The following is a 16,348-nucleotide window of genomic DNA, read 5'->3' as shown; positions in this document are numbered from 1 at the left end:
CTCGCCTTCGTTCTTTCCGGTTTGCCCGATGAACGTCACCGAATACTACACGCGCGAACTGACCACGCGCGGCTATCAGTCCGATCCCGCCCAGCGCGCGGCCGTCGATCGCCTGCAGTGCTGTTTCGACGAGTGGGTTGAATACAAGGCGCGCCGCTCGAACGCATTCAAGAAGCTCATCAATCATCCGGACCTCCCGCGCGGCGTCTACATGTGGGGCGGCGTCGGCCGCGGCAAGAGCTTCCTGATGGACAGCTTCTACGCGGTGGTGCCCGTGCAGCGCAAGACGCGCCTGCACTTCCACGAATTCATGCGTGAGGTACACCGCGAACTCGAGGAACTGAAAGGGCAGGCCGATCCGCTCGACGAGCTCGCGCGACGCATCGCCAAGCGCTACCGGCTGATCTGCTTCGACGAATTCCATGTGTCGGACATCGCGGACGCGATGATCCTGTACCGGCTGCTCGATCGCCTGTTCAACAACGGCGTGCAGTTCGTGATGACGTCCAACTACGATCCCGACGATCTGTATCCCGACGGCCTGCATCGCGACCGCATGCTGCCGGCGATCGAGCTGATCAAGCAAAAGCTCGATGTGCTGAACGTCGATGCGGGCGTCGACTATCGCCAGCGCACGCTCGCGCAGGTGCAGATGTACCACACGCCGCTCGGCGCGGATGCCGATCGCGAACTGCGTCATGCATTCGCGAAGCTCGCCGCGGTGCCGGACGAAAGCCCGATCCTGCACATCGAGAAGCGCGAGTTGAAGGCGCTGCGCAAGGCCGACGGGGTCGTCTGGTTCGATTTCGCGACGCTGTGCGGCGGCCCGCGTTCGCAGAACGACTATCTCGAGCTTGCCAGCCGCTTCCATGCGATCGTGCTGTCGGAAGTGCCGCAGATGTCGCCGCGAATGGCGTCCGAGGCTCGGCGCTTCACCTGGCTCATCGACGTGCTGTACGACCACAAGGTCAAGCTGCTGATGTCGGCGGCGGTGCCGGCGGAGCAGTTGTACGTCGAAGGGCCGATGGCGAACGAATTCGCGCGCACGGTATCGCGGATCGTCGAGATGCAGTCGAAGGAGTATCTCGAAACGCCGCGCCGCATCGTCGATACTTCGCTAACCTGATCGCAGTTTTTCGACAAGCGACGGACTTCAAACGTCAATTCCGGTCAAATTCCCGCAATCTCGGGGTATTTTCGGACTTGTCTTATGTTCACGGTTGAGGGCAGTCGATATCGTGTGCCATGGTTACTAAGGCTGGAGATGTCCATGACACCGTATCGCGATCTGACCGACCATGAGTGGCGCTGCGTCGTGCCGCTTCTGCCCGAAATGCGGCCGCGCACCGAGTTGCGCGGCCGTCCGTTGGCCAACACGCGCGCCGTCCTGAACGGCGTACTCTGGGTGATTTACAGCGGCGCGACCTGGTCCGCGATGCCGCGTCGCTACCCTTCGTACCAGACATGCCATCGCCGCTTCAAGGTCTGGCACGAGACCGGCACGTTGATGCAGGTGATGCGCGAGCTGTACGGCGACGCCGGCGAGAATCTGTGCAAGGAACTGTCCACGCGCATGCGCAAGCACGCGCAGTCGAAGGCGGCGGAGGTGCGCAGTGCTGCGGCGCCGGCGTATCGCGCACCCGGCGGCTATGCACCGGACGCGCTGAAGCATGCAGCGTGATGTCGATCGATTGCATTCACGCCCGTATCAAAACAAAATCGGCCTGCGACGTCGTCGTCAGGCCGATTTTTCATTGCGTTGCGCGTATCGACGCGCCTCGCGTTATTGCGCGCGAACCCAGGTCTGCGATCGGCCGAGCAGCGACACGCCGATGTAGCCGCGCACGACGAGCTTCTGGCCGCCGTCTTCCAGCGACATCTTGCACTTGTAGACCTTGCCGTTTTCCGGGTCGAGGATATTGCCGCCGTCCCAGTGGTCGCCTTCCTTCTTCATCGCCTTGATGATCGTCATGCCCTTGATGAGCTGATCCTTGCGCTCGTCCGTGCATGCGGTGCAGCGGCGATCGGGCGTGTCGTTGGCGCCGAGGCCCTTGACGACCTTGCCCGACAGCGAGCCGTCGCCGTCATCGGCGATCTGCACGAGCGCCTTCGGCTGATGCGTGTTGTCGTCGATCGTCTGCCACATGCCGATGGGGCTATCGCCTTGGGCGAACGCAGGTGCGGCGCAAGCGAGCAGCGCGCTTGCGATTGCCAGCGTGCGCAACGGGCGGGTCAGTTGAATCATCGTCTTCCTCCTTGTTTCATTTCGTATTCGATGCGCCCGCACGACCGTCTGCATGGGGCGGTGGCATGTTGCGAGCTTCATCAGAATACGTGAAACCGCGCGCTGCGTTTGATAGAGGGGGTTCTAATCCAAACAGCCTGCGAGACGCAGGCTGTTTGGTGACCGATCAGTTGAGCTGATACGAGAACGCGGCATTCACGCGCGGGCTGCGCGACGCGCTTTCAACCGGCGCATCGCCCACCGGCTTCGCGATATTCAGGTCGAGACTGTAGTAACGGCTGTCCGTAAACCGCACGCCGATACCGACCGACGACAGGCGGCTTGGCGACGGCGTGCCGGTATGCAGATACACGCGCGCCATGTCGTACGCGATGTAGGGCGTGACGGATTTCATATACGTCCAGCCCGGCGTGAAGCCACGGTTGACCTCCAGCGACATCCCCCAGCCCGAGTCGCCCGACGTTTCGCCGGGCTGGTAGCCGAGCGCATAGCGCGTCGAACCGAACGAGATCTGTTCCGACGTCGGCAGCGAGTCGGGGCTGTACTGGCCGGTCAGCGAGACCGACGTGCCGATCTTGAACGGCCATTCGTTGGTCTGCGTGAAAGTTGCGCCGGTGCGGACGAACGTCAGCGAGATCGGGCTATCCACCGATGTCGTGTTCGAGCCGATCGTGATGTCCTGCGATTTCGACGCGCCGAGAATGTTGAAACCCTTCGCGACGTTGACGCTCAGCTTCTGTATCTGCTTGGCCGACACGCTCGTGTAGTCGAGCTGCATTTGCAGCACGCGGACCTGCGAGCGCGTGTCGATGCTGTTGCCGGAAATCTTGTTCTGGTAACGGTCCTCGTTGTGCGACGCATAGCCCGACACGGTGCCGAGCAGGCTGCGCTGGTTGTTCAGCAGCAACGGATAGGATGCCGAAAGACCGAGCTTCTCGTTCTTGACGGTGCGCTCGACGGTCGACGGCAGCCCTGGATTGTCGGTCGGCTTGCCGCGATACGTGCTGGCGTCGAGGCGCGTGACCAGGCCGCTGCTGCCGACCGGCACCGCGCCGCTGAACGCGACGTAGGTTTGCTTGTCGCGTCCGGGCGGCACCAGCGCGGAAATGCTCAATTGCTCGCCAAACGACGTGAGGCCGTTCTCCGTCGCGGTGATGAGGCCTTGCACGCCCGGGTGATTGAAATCGATGCCGGTGCTGATGTTGAATGCCTTGCGGTCGACGGCCAGTTCGAGCGTCGTTGCGCCGTCGGTCGTCTGCGGCGGCGGAACATTGGCCTTCACCGTCACGCCGGGCAGGAGGCCGAACGTGTTCACGTAGCGTTCGAACGTCGCGCGGCGCAGCGGGCGATCGGCCGTGATGTGCGCGGCGATCGCGCGGATCTTCGATTCCATCGCGCCGGGCTTGCCGGTGACCTTGACGTCCGACACATAGCCTTCGACGACCGTGACGCGCACGACACCGTTTTCGAACGTCTGCGCGGGAATGAACGCGAACGACAGCGCATAGCCGCGATCCTGGTACAGCTTGGTCACGCCGTTCGCGGTTTCGATCAGCTCGCCGATCGTGATGTCCTTGCCGACGAGGGGCGTGAAGCGACGCGAGATTTCGTCGAACGGCACCGACTTCACGCCTTCGACCTGGAACGTCGCCGGCGTCAGGTGCCGCGACAGCAGTTCCTGCAGTTGCGGTGCCTGCGGCGTGACCTGCACGGTGACGCTCGGGCCTTTCTGCGGCGCGTTGATCTGGGGGAGCGAATCGAGCGGGTTACCTGCGGCGCGCGTCTGTGCATGTGCCGTGCCTGCCGCCGTGATGGCGAGCAGCATCATCCATCTGTCGAGTCTGGATTTCATTGTTCTTCCTCGTAGGCCTTGCTTTTCGTCTTCTTTCTAATGCAGGCGCGCGACACCAGGGTGTCGCGCGTCGCGTGCCGCATTGCCGGTTGTGTTTGTACGGTCGCGCCTCTTGTTCCGGCTGCAAAGGCGCGAACGTCTTCCTTACTTGCCAACGCTACCCAGCGTGCCCAGCAACCCCGTTACCGGCGCGAGGAGCCCCGTCGAGCTGCCCGACGATGCCGTCCCCGTCACGCCGCCGACGAGCGACGTAACCGGTGCGAGCGGATTCGACGAAGCCCCGGATCCCGCTGCACCGCCGACTGCTCCGGTGACAGTATTCAGCAAACCGGTGACGGGCGCGAGAGGGTTTGCACCGCCTGCGCCACCCGTTGCGCCGCCGAGCGTGCCCGTCACCGTCGACACGAGACCGGTGACCGGCGCGAGCGGGCCGCCGCTGGTGCCGCCCGCTGCACCGCCGAGTGCACCGGTGACGGTGGAGACGAGGCCAGTAACCGGCGCGAGCGGGTTGCTGCCCGAGCCGCCCGTTGCGCCACCGAGTGCGCCGGTGAGCGAACCGAGCGGCGTCGAACCGAGACCGGACAGCAGGCCGCCGAGCGGGTTCGTCGAGCTGGAGCCCGACGACGAGCCGTTTTGTACGGTAGCCGTCGAGCCGCCGACGAGGCTCGTGATCAGGCCGGGGATCGGCGCCGCGCCGTTCGGCCCGTTCGGGTTCACGAGCCCGCCTGCGTTGGTCACGGTGTTGCCGACCGCGGTGACGAGCTGGCCGACGTCGCCGACGAGCGGCTGATTCGACGTGCTGCCGACCTGCTTGCCCGCCGAGCTGATTGCGCCGCCGATCTGGCCCAGCAGGCCCGACACCGGTTGTCCGAGACCCGTGGTCGTGCCGACCTGCTGCGTGACCTGACCCGCGGTGATCACCAGCGGCGTGATTGCCGAACTGAGCGGCTGCGTCACTTGCTGCACGGCGCCCGACGACAGCGTCGAGCCGATCGTCGTGCCCGCGGCCGACAGCCCGTTGGCGACCGTGTCGAGCACGGTGCCGACCGGCGTCGTGACAGGGGCGAGCGGTGCGAGCGGACCCGTGCCGAGCGCCTTGACCGTCGAGCTCAGTCCGGACACGGTGTTGCTCGTTGCGCCGACGACATTCCCGAGGCCGGCGACCGTCGTTCCGACGGGATCCTTGATCGAGCCGGTCTGTCCCAGCCCGTTGCTCAACGCATCGGCTGCCGCGTTGATGATCGTGCCGGTGCTCGAGACGGTGCTGCCGACGCCCTTCGTCACGCCGTCGCCGAGGCCCGGCACGCTGACGTTGCCGATCGTGCTGCCGAGATCGGTTGCGGTCTGGCCGATCGTGCTGACAGCACCCTTGGTGCCGCTGGACGAGCCACTGGTGCCGCTCGTGCCGCTGGTACCGCTCGTGCCGCTGGAACTGCCGCCGTTGTTGCTGACCGGCGGCGTGCTGACGCTGTTGCCGCCGCAGGCAGCCAGCAGGCACGCTGCGGCGAAAGCGGTGAGGGGCGCGCGCCACTGGCGCAGGACGGCCGTCGTCATGGAACGTTGCTGGGACATGATGGACTCCTCGCTGTCTTGTCGATGAATGGATGTTCGATTACTTGCCGTGCGTGCCGCCGAGCAGGCCGCCGATCAGCGACGTGACAGGCGCGAGCAGATTCGAGCCCGAGCCCGAATTCGTGACGCCGCCCGTGGAGCCGCTCAGTGCCGGCACGCCGACCGTGCTGGTGACGGAGGACACCGCGCCCGTCACGGGGGCGAGCGGGTTGCCGCCTGCGCCGCCCGTTGCGCTGCCGAGCGCGCCGGTGACCGTGGAGACCAGGCCCGTGACCGGGGCGAGCGGACCGCTGCTGCCGCCGGCTACGCCGCCGAGTGCGCCCGTGACTGTGGAGAGAAGGCCGGTGACCGGAGCGAGCGGTCCGCCGCTGGTGCCGCCCGCTGCACCGCCGAGTGCGCCGGTGACGGTCGAGACGAGGCCAGTAACCGGAGCGAGCGGGCCGCCGCTGGTGCCGCCCGCTGCGCCGCCGAGTGCGCCGGTGACGGTCGAGACGAGGCCGGTCACCGGGGCGAGCGGTCCGCCGCTGGTGCCGCCCGTTGCGCCGCCGAGCGTACCGGTGACCGTCGTGAGGAGGCCCGTGAGCGGCGCGAGCGGGTTGGTTGCGCCGCCGGTGCCGCCCGTGAGCAGGCCGCCGACGGACTTCACGGTATTGCCGGCCGACGAGACGGTGTTGCCGAGGCCGGTCGTGACGGGGTTGCCGCCCGTCGATGCGATCAGCGCGCCACCCTGGTTCAGGCCGTTGCCGATCGTGCCGAGCAGCATGTTGAGCGGGGCGCCGAGGCCGGTGGCCATCCCGACCGTCTGCGTCGTCTGACCGACCATCGTCGTGATCGGCGTGATCGCCGAGCTGACCGTCTGCGTGACCTGCTGGATCGGACCGGTCGACAACACGTTGGACAGCGTGGTGCCGCCGTTCGATACGGCGTTGCCGACCTGCGTCACGAGGCCGCCGACGGCGCCGGTGACGGGAGCGAGCGGCGACAGCGGGCCGCTGCCGAGGCTCGTGACCAGGTTGCCGGTCTGCGTGACCGCGCCACCGAGCTGGTTCACTACGCCGCCGGTGCTGGCGACCGTGACGCCGACCGGGTCCTTCGTCGAGCCGAGCTGGCCGAGGCCGTTGCCGAGGCCATTGCCGAGCGCAGTCACCGCGCCGCCGACGTTCTGAACGATGCCGCCTGTGGCCTGCGTCGTGGCCGGGTTGACGCCGGGCAGCGACTGGCTGCCGATCATGGAGCCGAGGCCGGATACGGCGCCGCCGAGATTCGTGATGAGATCGCCGCTTCTTGCGAGGACAGGTGCTATCGCGTTTGACGACACGCCGGAGGTGCCGCTCGTGCCGCTGCTTGTTCCACTCGTGGTGCCGCTCGTGCTGCCGCTGGTGCTGCCACTCGTCGAGCCGCTCGTGCTGCCGCTGGTCGAGCCGCTGGTGCTACCCGACGTGCTGCCGCTCGTTGAGCCGGACGTGCCGCCCGAGGTGCCGCCGCCCGACGTGGAGATCGAATCGCCACCGCCGGAGCTGGAGCCCCCGCTGAGCCCCTTGCTGATGGAACCGGAACCGCCGCACGCGGAGAGGGAAAGCATGGCTGCTACGGTGGCCGCGATCATAGTCGTCCGGAGCGTGCCATGGGGGATAACCTGAATGTCCATTTCGTCCTCGCATTGAAGCTGATGTTGTGTTGAGTGATGCGGGGATTACTCTGCAACTGTCGTGCCATTTCGATGGCCGGCGGGTCGACGATTGGTTTCAAACGAGCCAATTCCTTGTTGGAAAAAGGAATTAGGCAAAATGAAAGATTGTTGAATCTGTTTAAGAACAGTCGAATGGGAACGGTTTCGTCCGTTTCGTAACGTAACGTCACAACATTGGCGTTACGCGTGCGGCGTAACGTGAGGGGCGACGAGGGCTGGCGGGCGGTCTGAATGTTTTACTGGTGGACTAGGTGTGCACATCTAACCTATCGTAAATCCTATGTGTAAGTCGTACCGAAACGCCGTACAAATACGATGTGCTCCCGGAAAGTTTTTTCGACCCGGTCTTAAAAGAGGTTGGAAGTTAAATAGGAACGGATATAGAATCCGGAGCAGGTGTAAGCAAATGTACAGTTCCGTACACGACGTTCGAGGAGGGTCGCTATCGCGAATGTTAACTTGCATCAAATGTTGATACATACCCTTCGGGGTGGCATATAAAGAAGGCGCACTCGGCTGTCGTTTCGCATGTGTAACGAACGGCGCGAGGCAAGGGCCAGATATACGGGGACGCACAACGTATAAAAGGCCAAAGAACGTACATACAGGCACGAGGAATTAAAAAATGAAAGCACTCATCAAGCGCTTCCTGAAGGAAGAAGACGGGGTTACCGCGATCGAGTATGGCCTGATCGCGGGGCTGATCGCGGTGGCGATCATCGCAAGCGTTTCGACGATCGGTACCAGTCTCGGAACCATGTTCTCGACTATCTCAAGCTGCGTAACCACACCCGCTTCCTGCAACAAGGCCGGCTGATATTACTCTCTGCTGGGTAGGCAGCGAACGCATTACGTTCGCTGCCTACCCGTTAGCAGTCGGTTGTTGCTATGGCGCACCTATTGTTTACCGGGATTTTCCTGGTATGGGCTACGCTGGTCGGGGCCACTGATATTCGGTATCGACGTATTCCGAATTCGCTCGTTATTGCGGGTTTGGCAAGTGCATTGATCGGTACGGCCATCAGTGGAAATCCGTTCGGGGTTGCCATGGGTCAGTCAGCGATCGGCGCGTTTGCGGGCCTGGTCTGCTTCTCCCTTTTCTTCGCATTACGTGTAATGGGCGCGGCCGACGTCAAGGTATTCGTCGTGCTCGGTGCTTGGTGCGGTGTGCAAGCGTTGCCGTGGTTGTGGCTCATCGCAAGCATAGCCGCTGCTTTCCATGCGCTCTGGGTAATGGTGTTGTCACGGACTTCAATTTCTGCGCTATGCAAGCGCGATACGCCGGCGATGACGCTTGGTGGCCGCCGAGCGACGCCTTACGCAGCGTTTCTGGTGATGCCGGCTGCTGTTTGGCTTCTGCATCTTATGCATGTGAGGGGAGTGTGATGGCTCGGTGGATGCAAGCGCGCCAGTCGCCCGCATGGCGGCGGCAACGGGGAGTGGCGGCTATCGAGTTCGCGTTTGTATTTCCCTTGTTCTTCCTCATGTTTTACGCGATCGTCACCTTCGGGATGGTTTTCATCATCCAGCAAAGCCTGACGTTCGCGGCAACCGAAGGTGCACGTGCCGCGTTGAACTACGCGTCAACGCCGTGCGACCGGCTGCAGGTCAATGCTCGGAATGCCGTGGCGCGAGCGCTGGCCGGCGCACCGTGGTCGCAGAACGTCAGTTTTGCCGCACAGGTTTCCACGTCGGTGCCGGCGCCCACCACGACGCCCGGCGTCACCTGTAGTGGAACGTTCACTTCGACGTCCACGTCGACATTCAACGTGATGGTGACGACGAGTTATTCGTACGCGGCGAATCCGCTGATCCCGTGGATATTCATATTCAGTGCGCCGCAGTTGCAGAGTAGCGCGACCGTGCAGGTTCAGCCGAGCATGCTTTGAATTGAATCCCAGTTGAACCGAGTCATCCCACCGTTGCCACGCTCCAGAACCGAATCCGGCATTTTCATATCAACATGGCCAACAATCTGACAAAAATCGTCGCGGGGTTGCTGATTGCGATCGCTATTCTGCTCGGAATATACGCGTGGATGCTTGGACGCAGTACGTCGCGCCCCGTCCCCGCACAACAGGCCATCACCGCGAGTTCCGTGCCGGTGCCGGTGGTCTTCGCGACGCGCACGCTCCCGGTCGGCCAGCCGATTGCCGCTGATGCATTGAAGGTTCAACCGACCGCCTCGGCGCCAGCGGGTGCATTTGCCGATCCTGCCGTCCTGGTCGGCCGTGTTCCTGCGAAGGACATTCCAGCGTCAGCGCCGGTCGTGTCGGACGCCCTGGTATCAGGGCTTGCCGAGGACATTCAGCCCGGCGAACGTGCGATTGCGGTTCGCGTCGACGAGACCAACGCCGTCGGCAACCGCCTGCGGCCCGGCAACTTCGTCGACGTATTCGTGAATCTGAAGCGCGAACCGAGCAGCGCGATGCTCGACGGTGAAGTTTCGCAGACACAAGCGCGGCTGCTGATGTCGAAGGTGCGCGTGCTGTCGTTCGGCGACGCGACGCCGGAACGTGACAGTGGCAGCAACACTAACGGCAACAACGGACAGCCGAGCAACGCGCGCATTGCGGTACTTGCGGTACCGACAGCTCAGGTCGACGCGCTGACGCTCGGCGAATCGAGCGGCCGGCTGACGCTCGCGCTGCGTAACCCGCGGGACGATGAACTCGCGACGCAGACGGTGGCCATGCGTACGGACAACAAACTGTCGCCGTCGGCGCTTGCTGCGGCCGGTGTGTCGCTGCAACAGTTGTCCGGCACGTCGAGGACCGCGGTGGCCAGTGTGAGCGTGCCGCCGCTCCCGTCGCGCCTGCCGCCGTCGGTGCGTTCGGGCGGGAGCGGAAGCGGGGGCAGCATCGAGGTGATTCGTGGCGGCCGGTCAGAGACGGTTTCATATTGAACAGCATCGATGGCCATCGACATCAGCGACGACAAGTAACGGCCGTGCGACGGTCCAACAAACAATGAAAAACACACTGATTGCATTCGCGATTGCACTCTGGGCCCTGACATTCGCTTCCATTGCAAGCGCGGGCGGCACGATCGAACTCGCAGTCGGCGCGCAGCGGCAGCTTTCCGCCGGCCGCGCGCTGCAACGGGTCGCCGTTGGCGATCCGGTGATAGCCGACGTGCTGATCATGAAGGGCAGTCGTTCCGGCTCCGTACTGCTGACCGCGAAGGCGCCCGGTGCAACGAACGTGATGTTATGGGAGCGCGGTCGCGACGAGCCGACGGTCTGGCGCGTCGAAGTCGTCGATGCAGCTGCGCATGCCGTACTCGACGGTTCGACGCCGCAGGTTAAGGCGTACGGCGGGACGTCGGTACTCCAGGGAACGGCGACTTCGCTCGATGCGCACGAACGGGCTGCGGCCGTCGCCAAAAACATGAGCCCGAAAGGCACAGTGATCGATCGCTCAACGCTGGCCGGCAAGAATGTCGTGCAGGTCGACGTGCGCGTCGTCGAGTTCAGCCGCTCAGTGCTCAAGCAGGTCGGGTTCAACTTCTTCAAGCAGAGCAACGGTTTCTCGTTCGGCTCGTTCTCGCCGGGCGGCGTGCAGTCATATAACGGCGGATCGGGGCCGGGCACGGCAGGATACATCCCGACGCTTGGCGCACCGGTTGCATCGGCATTCAACCTGGTTGTTAACGCAGCTGGGCGTGGCATCTTTGCCGACTTGTCATTGCTCGAGGCGAGCAACCTGGCGCGCGTGCTCGCGGAGCCGACGCTTGTCGCGCTGTCCGGTCAGAGCGCCAGCTTTCTCGCCGGCGGCGAGATTCCGGTGCCGTCGCCTCAGGGGCTCGGCTCGACCGCGATCCAGTGGAAGCAATATGGCGTCGGATTGTCGCTGACCCCGACGGTGCTGAGCCCGAACCGGATTGCGCTGAAGGTTGCGCCGGAGTCGAGCCAGCTCGACTTCGTCAACAGCGTGACGATCAGCGGCGTTGCGGTACCTGGCATCACGACGCGCCGCGCAGATACGACGGTCGAACTCGGCGATGGCGAGAGCTTCGTGATCGGCGGCCTGATCGACCGCCAGACCATGTCGAATGTAAGCAAGGTGCCGCTGCTCGGCGACCTGCCGATCATAGGCACGTTCTTCAAGAACTTGAATTACCAGCAGAGCGACAAGGAATTGCTGATTATCGTGACACCGCACCTGGTTGCGCCGATCGCGAAGGGCGCGGTACTGCCGGCGACACCCGGCGAGTTGTCCGAGCAGCGCGACGGGCCGGTGTGGCGATCCTATCTGGGCGGTGCGGCGTCGCCGGACGCCGCGCCGGGATTTTCCAAATGAATGTGAAGCATGGCGCGTTGCGACACGTCGCGACGCCTTGCGTAATCGGGGGTGTTCGACATGAACGCACGAATCCAATCATTGTGTGAACCCGCCGTGATCGACTATTTCGTTTGTGCATCGACAAAGGAAGCACATGTGCGCTGGCTGGCCGATACATTGGTGTCCGCCGGTGCGGTCGAGGCTGCGTCGCTGGAACCGGGCATGCTTGCGCAGCGCATCACGGGGCTGAATCCGGCGCTGGTCTTTATCGATTTCTCCGAGCGCAGCGAAGTGGCGAGCGCCGCGGTTGCCGGGGTGCGCGCAGCACATCCGGGGTTGCCGATCGTCGCGCTCGGCTCGCTCGCGCAGCCAGAGAGCACGCTTGCCGCGCTGCGGGCGGGCGTGCGCGACTTCATCGACGTGTCGGGTACCGCAGAGGATGCGCTGCGGACCACGCGCGGATTGCTGTCACACGTCAGCGAGCCGGCGAGTCGGCACGGCAAGGTCGTTGCGTTGCTCGGCGCGCGTGCCGGCATGGGAGTCAGCACGCTCGCCGCGAATCTCGCGGTCTGGCTGCAGAAGCGCGCGCTCGGGCCCGGCGCGACGGGCAACGCGAACGGTGGCGCGCCAGCCGGCCGGCAGACCGCTCTGATCGACCTCGGGCTCCCTGCCGGAGATGGCGCTTTGTTCCTGAACACGCGCTGCGAATTCCACTTTATCGATGCCGTGCAGAATCTGCGTCGCATCGATCGCACGTTCGTGAACACTGCACTGACCCGCCATCACAGCGGTGTTGCGTTGACGACGCTGCCACCTGACCTCAGTGGGTTGCGCGACGTGTCCTACGCGTCATGCATCGGACTGCTGAACCGTTTCCGTGCATTCTTCGACCAGCAGGTCGTCGATCTCGGCGGGTTCTCGAATCGCGAGTTCGTCACGCAGATCGCCACCTCGGCCGACGAGGCATGGCTCGTCTGCGATCAGGGCGTCGCGTCGATCGTTTCGGCCGCCGACCTGCTCACCGGTCTGCGCGATGCGGGCGTCGATACCGATCGCGTCAAGCTCGTGGTCAACCAGTACGATCCCGCGCTGGACCTGATGCCAGGGCAGATCGCCGAGCGTCTCGGGTTGTCGCTGGTCGGCACCTTGCCCGCACGTCGCGTCGCGATCGGCCATGCGGCGAACCAGGGGCGACTCATCGTCGACGCGGCGGAGCGCGACCCGTATGTGCGCGCACTCGAATCCCTCGCCACGCGGCTGCCGGGTATATCGGGCATGGCGGGCGCGTCGCGCGCGGCGCCCGGCCTGTCGGCGCTCAAACGTTTCATTCAACCCTCGTCCAAGCGGTCATAACCGATGGCACACGACATTCAATTTGCCGACGGCTCAGCGCCGTTCTCCCAGACGCAGCAATTCCACGACATCAAGAATGCCGCGCATGAACACCTGCTGACGCGGATCGAGGAACTGGGCGCCGAGTTCGGCCGATGGTCGCGTCAGGCGATCAATCAGTTCGTCGATCTCGAGATCGACAGCTTCGTCCGCCTGCGCCGCATTCCGCTCAACGAGAACGAGGTGCGCGCGATCGCCGAGGCGCTGACGAAGGAACTCGCGGGCTTCGGGCCGATCGAGGATCTGCTCGCGGATCCTGCGGTCGAGGACATCCTGATCAACGGCTACAACGACGTGTACGTGTCGCGGCACGGGATCCTCGCGAAGTTGCCGGTGCGCTTTACCGACAATGCGCACTTGCTGCGAATCGTGCGCCGGATCCTCGCGCCGATCGGGCGCCGTCTCGACGAATCGAATCCGATGGTCGACGCGCGACTGCCCGATGGCGGCCGCGTGAACGTCGTGATCGAGCCGTTGTCGATCGACGGTCCGATCGTGTCGATCCGGAAATTCCGCAAGGATCCGCTCAAGCCCTCGGACCTGCTCGGCAACGGCACGTACAACGAGGAGATCGGCGCGCTGCTCGAGGCGGCGGTCGAGGCACGCTGCAACGTGCTCGTGTCGGGCGGCACGAGTTCGGGCAAGACGTCGCTGCTCAATGCGCTCGCATTCCACATTCCGGAGGCCGAGCGTGTCGTGACGATCGAGGATACGGCGGAGCTGTCGCTGAATCACCCGCACGTCGTGCGGCTCGAAAGCCGTCCGGGCGGATTCGACGGTAGCGGTGTCGTGACGATTCGCGACCTGTTGCGCAACACGCTGCGGATGCGTCCGGACCGGATCATCGTCGGCGAAGTGCGCGGCGGTGAAGTGCTCGAAATGCTGCAGGCCATGAACACGGGCCATGACGGCTCGATGGGCACGGTGCACGCGAGTTCGCCGCGCGAGTGTCTGTACCGTCTCGAGATGCTCGCTGGCTTCGCCGGCTTCCAGGGGACCGAGTCGAGCTTGCGTCGCCAGATCGCGAACGCGATCGACTTCATCGTGCAGATCGGGCGGCTGTCGAATGGACGCCGCCGGATTCTGTCGATCACCGAGGTGACCGGGCTGTCCGACAACATCATCGCGACGCAGGAGCTGTATCGCTACGAAGCGCGCGTGACGCCGGAAGGCGAGGAAGTCGATCACTGGGAATCGCTCGGCATCCATCCGCATTCGCCGAAGCTCGCGCGCTTCCGCCAGACGCTGACGAACAGCGGATCGGGTGGCAGCGGGTTCGGCGGCGGCGGATTCGGCCGCGGCGGGGGCTTCAATGTATAGCGCAATGATCTGGGTGCTCGCGGTCGCGATGCTGTGCGCGGCGTCGGCGCTGATGCTGTGGCGACATGCGGAAACCCGGCGCGTGCGTACCGATGCGAAGCGCTTCATCGATAGTCGGCTCGAACCGGGCGCGCGCGGAGTGGCGCAGGCCGCCAGGCCGGCGGCGTCGACTGCGCCTCGCGCCTCGTCGTCGACCAGCGTGCGCAACGCGGCATCGAGTGCGTTCTGGATACACTGGTACGGGGCGGTAAAAGAGCATCTGACCAATCTCGTGAGCCGTGCCGGGATCGAGGGTGCGCGTGGCAAGGCTATCGGCGCGCTTGCCGTGCTCGTCGCAATCGCGGCGATGGCGGGTAGCCGCGGTGGCGCGCTCGCATCGTTCGCCGCGCTTCTCTGCGGGAGCACGATTTTCGGCATCTGGCTCACTTCGCGAATTCAGCGGCGGCGATTGAAGATCGTCCGGCAGATCCCTTCGTTTCTCGACGGAATCGTGCGGCTGGTGACGCTGGGCAACAGCGTGCCCGCGGCATTTCAGGCAGCGTTGCTGACGACGGAGGAGCCTTTGCGGGGGTGTCTCGATCATGTTTCCCGGATGTTGCGGACGGGTGTCGAGATCGATCGCGCGATGCTTCATATCGCGAAAATTTATCGGACCCAGGAATTCGAACTTCTCGGTTCGGTGCTGCGTTTGTCGGTCAAGTACGGCGGTCGGGCGGACGTGATGCTCGATCGCATGGCCGTGTTCATGCGTGACCTCGAGCAGGCGGAGCGTGAACTGGCAGCGATGTCGGCGGAGACGCGATTGTCGGCCTTCGTCCTCGTGATGCTACCTATCGCGATTGGCAGTTTTGTCGTGATGACCAACCCGAAGTATCTGGAAGGCATGTGGAACGATCAGAGCGGTCGAATGCTCCTCATGTTCGCGTTTCTCGCGCAAGTGGCGGGCAGCGTATGGTTGTATCGAATGGCTCGACTCAGGTGATGCGATGACGGCAACTCAGATCGGATCGGTTGCCCTGGCGCTCGGCGCGCTGGGCGTGCTGTTGTTCGGAATGGTCGCGTTGCTGCGTGCGAGCGCCGCCTCGCGTGCCGAACGTGCGCTTGTCGATGCGCTCGACCGGCACATGGCAGCACTCGAGGCGGCCAAGGTGCGGCCGGCGACCGACGGCAGTACTGACACGCAACCGGCTACGCGTAATCGCCAGCGCCTTCAACGTGTGCTTGCACGCGTATCGGAGGCGGGGATGCGCTGGCTCGATACCGGTTTCGGCAAGCACATCGTCGCGGAAGAAGATCGCCGCCTTCTTGAGCAATGCGGCTACATCGACACCCGCACGCGCGGACTGTTCCTGAGTGCGCGGATCGCGTGCGGGGTTGGGCTGCCGCTTCTCTTCGCGATTTTCGCCAGCGGGCGAATGACGGGCGGATACTGGACGACCGGGATGTTCGCTGCGTTCGCGTTTGGCTTCATGCTGCCGAAGATGTTCTTGCAGCGCCGTGCCGCGGCGCGTCGACAAAGCGTGGTCGATGAACTACCGTTGTTCGTCGACATGCTACGGCTGTTGCAGGGCGTCGGACTGTCGCTGGATCAAAGCTTGCAGGTCGTGACGAACGATTTTCGCGGAATGATGCCTGTGCTGTCGTCGGAAGTCGGGATCGCGCAGCGCCAGTTTGCGGCCGGCCGCACGAGAGACCAGTCGATGCAACGGTTGTCAGGCGGATTCGACAACGAGGACTTGCGCGCGATTGTCCGTTTGATGGTGCAGGTCGACAAGCACGGCGGCGCGGTGCAGGAGCCGCTCAAGCAGTTCGGCGACAGGCTACGCGAGACGCGTCGTGCGATGCTTCGCGAACGCATCGGTCGACTGACGGTGAAGATGACGGGGGTCATGATCCTGACGCTGCTGCCCGCACTGCTGATCGTGACTGCTGGCCCCGGATTTCTGGCAGTGATGCATGCGCTGTCGGCGCATCATTAATACGTGGAAGGAATG

Annotated in this window: 15 protein-coding genes; 11 read left to right on the top strand and 4 right to left on the bottom strand. The window is 64.1% G+C overall.

Going from position 1 to position 16,348, the window contains the following annotated elements; all coding sequences use genetic code 11:
• The first annotated feature begins 28 nt into the window (after positions 1–28).
• Entirely contained in the window at positions 29–1,126 is a 1,098-nt protein-coding gene (zapE, locus tag WS75_RS25385) for a cell division protein ZapE (RefSeq protein ID WP_059684451.1), read from the top strand.
• Between the two features lie 144 nt (positions 1,127–1,270).
• Positions 1,271–1,681 (top strand): transposase, encoded by a 411-nt coding sequence (locus tag WS75_RS25380; protein WP_059684450.1) that lies wholly within the window; start codon positions 1,271–1,273, stop codon positions 1,679–1,681.
• A 102-nt stretch (positions 1,682–1,783) separates the two neighbouring features.
• Here the strand turns inward: WS75_RS25380 and WS75_RS25375 are convergent, their stop codons facing one another.
• The 4 genes from WS75_RS25375 to WS75_RS25360 form a co-directional block, all read right to left on the bottom strand.
• Positions 1,784–2,245, bottom strand: coding sequence for a DUF2147 domain-containing protein (locus WS75_RS25375; protein ID WP_059684447.1), 462 nt, complete (start codon positions 2,243–2,245; stop codon positions 1,784–1,786).
• Between the two features lie 166 nt (positions 2,246–2,411).
• Complete coding sequence (locus WS75_RS25370; protein ID WP_059684445.1) at positions 2,412–4,097, bottom strand: ShlB/FhaC/HecB family hemolysin secretion/activation protein; 1,686 nt, start codon at positions 4,095–4,097, stop codon at positions 2,412–2,414.
• 144 nt (positions 4,098–4,241) lie between these two features.
• On the bottom strand, positions 4,242–5,669 hold the full coding sequence (locus tag WS75_RS25365) for a collagen-like triple helix repeat-containing protein (RefSeq protein ID WP_059684442.1): 1,428 nt from the start codon (positions 5,667–5,669) through the stop codon (positions 4,242–4,244).
• A 40-nt stretch (positions 5,670–5,709) separates the two neighbouring features.
• A complete protein-coding gene (locus tag WS75_RS25360; protein WP_059684440.1) occupies positions 5,710–7,317 on the bottom strand; it encodes a collagen-like triple helix repeat-containing protein in 1,608 nt (535 codons plus the stop codon).
• Between the two features lie 667 nt (positions 7,318–7,984).
• On the opposite strand from WS75_RS25360, the gene WS75_RS25355 reads away from it, so the two are divergent.
• The 9 genes from WS75_RS25355 to WS75_RS25315 all read left to right on the top strand — a co-directional run bounded on the left by WS75_RS25355 (position 7,985) and on the right by WS75_RS25315 (position 16,333).
• A complete protein-coding gene (locus tag WS75_RS25355) occupies positions 7,985–8,176 on the top strand; it encodes a Flp family type IVb pilin (protein ID WP_059684437.1) in 192 nt (63 codons plus the stop codon).
• A 71-nt stretch (positions 8,177–8,247) separates the two neighbouring features.
• Positions 8,248–8,745, top strand: a complete 498-nt coding sequence (locus tag WS75_RS25350) for an A24 family peptidase (RefSeq protein ID WP_059684435.1) — start codon at positions 8,248–8,250, stop codon at positions 8,743–8,745.
• Positions 8,745–9,248: a TadE/TadG family type IV pilus assembly protein gene (locus tag WS75_RS25345; RefSeq protein WP_059684432.1), complete on the top strand. Its 504-nt coding sequence runs from the start codon at positions 8,745–8,747 to the stop codon at positions 9,246–9,248. Before WS75_RS25350 ends, WS75_RS25345 begins: the two co-directional genes overlap by 1 nt.
• A gap of 74 nt (positions 9,249–9,322) precedes the next feature.
• Positions 9,323–10,264, top strand: a complete 942-nt coding sequence (gene cpaB / locus WS75_RS25340) for a Flp pilus assembly protein CpaB (RefSeq protein ID WP_059684429.1) — start codon at positions 9,323–9,325, stop codon at positions 10,262–10,264.
• A gap of 64 nt (positions 10,265–10,328) precedes the next feature.
• Positions 10,329–11,660 carry a type II and III secretion system protein family protein gene (locus WS75_RS25335; protein WP_059684427.1) on the top strand — a complete coding sequence of 444 codons (1,332 nt, stop codon included), beginning with the start codon at positions 10,329–10,331 and terminating at the stop codon, positions 11,658–11,660.
• A 60-nt stretch (positions 11,661–11,720) separates the two neighbouring features.
• Positions 11,721–12,995, top strand: coding sequence for a fimbrial protein (locus WS75_RS25330; RefSeq protein ID WP_059684532.1), 1,275 nt, complete (start codon positions 11,721–11,723; stop codon positions 12,993–12,995).
• Between the two features lie 3 nt (positions 12,996–12,998).
• Positions 12,999–14,354, top strand: coding sequence for a CpaF family protein (locus WS75_RS25325; RefSeq protein WP_059684425.1), 1,356 nt, complete (start codon positions 12,999–13,001; stop codon positions 14,352–14,354).
• Positions 14,347–15,336 (top strand): type II secretion system F family protein, encoded by a 990-nt coding sequence (locus tag WS75_RS25320; protein WP_059684423.1) that lies wholly within the window; start codon positions 14,347–14,349, stop codon positions 15,334–15,336. Before WS75_RS25325 ends, WS75_RS25320 begins: the two co-directional genes overlap by 8 nt.
• A 4-nt stretch (positions 15,337–15,340) precedes the next feature.
• Positions 15,341–16,333, top strand: coding sequence for a type II secretion system F family protein (locus tag WS75_RS25315; protein WP_059684421.1), 993 nt, complete (start codon positions 15,341–15,343; stop codon positions 16,331–16,333).
• Positions 16,334–16,348 lie beyond the last annotated feature (15 nt).

The organism is Burkholderia sp. FL-7-2-10-S1-D7, from assembly GCF_001524185.1.
Lineage (GTDB): Bacteria > Pseudomonadota > Gammaproteobacteria > Burkholderiales > Burkholderiaceae > Burkholderia > Burkholderia diffusa.
This window is presented reverse-complemented; position numbering and strand designations above follow the sequence as displayed.

What these genes read in the sequence shown, in the direction of transcription:
- WS75_RS25355 (WP_059684437.1), top strand. Translation starts at nt 7,985, where the DNA reads ATGAAAGCACTCATCAAGCGCTTCCTGAAGGAAGAAGACGGGGTTACC.
- WS75_RS25315 (WP_059684421.1), top strand. Translation starts at nt 15,341, where the DNA reads ATGACGGCAACTCAGATCGGATCGGTTGCCCTGGCGCTCGGCGCGCTG.
- cpaB (WP_059684429.1), top strand. Translation starts at nt 9,323, where the DNA reads ATGGCCAACAATCTGACAAAAATCGTCGCGGGGTTGCTGATTGCGATC.
- WS75_RS25320 (WP_059684423.1), top strand. Translation starts at nt 14,347, where the DNA reads ATGTATAGCGCAATGATCTGGGTGCTCGCGGTCGCGATGCTGTGCGCG.
- zapE (WP_059684451.1), top strand. Translation starts at nt 29, where the DNA reads ATGAACGTCACCGAATACTACACGCGCGAACTGACCACGCGCGGCTAT.
- WS75_RS25370 (WP_059684445.1), bottom strand. Translation starts at nt 4,097, where the DNA reads ATGAAATCCAGACTCGACAGATGGATGATGCTGCTCGCCATCACGGCG.
- WS75_RS25350 (WP_059684435.1), top strand. Translation starts at nt 8,248, where the DNA reads ATGGCGCACCTATTGTTTACCGGGATTTTCCTGGTATGGGCTACGCTG.
- WS75_RS25375 (WP_059684447.1), bottom strand. Translation starts at nt 2,245, where the DNA reads ATGATTCAACTGACCCGCCCGTTGCGCACGCTGGCAATCGCAAGCGCG.
- WS75_RS25330 (WP_059684532.1), top strand. Translation starts at nt 11,721, where the DNA reads ATGAACGCACGAATCCAATCATTGTGTGAACCCGCCGTGATCGACTAT.
- WS75_RS25345 (WP_059684432.1), top strand. Translation starts at nt 8,745, where the DNA reads ATGGCTCGGTGGATGCAAGCGCGCCAGTCGCCCGCATGGCGGCGGCAA.
- WS75_RS25365 (WP_059684442.1), bottom strand. Translation starts at nt 5,669, where the DNA reads ATGTCCCAGCAACGTTCCATGACGACGGCCGTCCTGCGCCAGTGGCGC.
- WS75_RS25335 (WP_059684427.1), top strand. Translation starts at nt 10,329, where the DNA reads ATGAAAAACACACTGATTGCATTCGCGATTGCACTCTGGGCCCTGACA.
- WS75_RS25325 (WP_059684425.1), top strand. Translation starts at nt 12,999, where the DNA reads ATGGCACACGACATTCAATTTGCCGACGGCTCAGCGCCGTTCTCCCAG.
- WS75_RS25360 (WP_059684440.1), bottom strand. Translation starts at nt 7,317, where the DNA reads ATGGACATTCAGGTTATCCCCCATGGCACGCTCCGGACGACTATGATC.
- WS75_RS25380 (WP_059684450.1), top strand. Translation starts at nt 1,271, where the DNA reads ATGACACCGTATCGCGATCTGACCGACCATGAGTGGCGCTGCGTCGTG.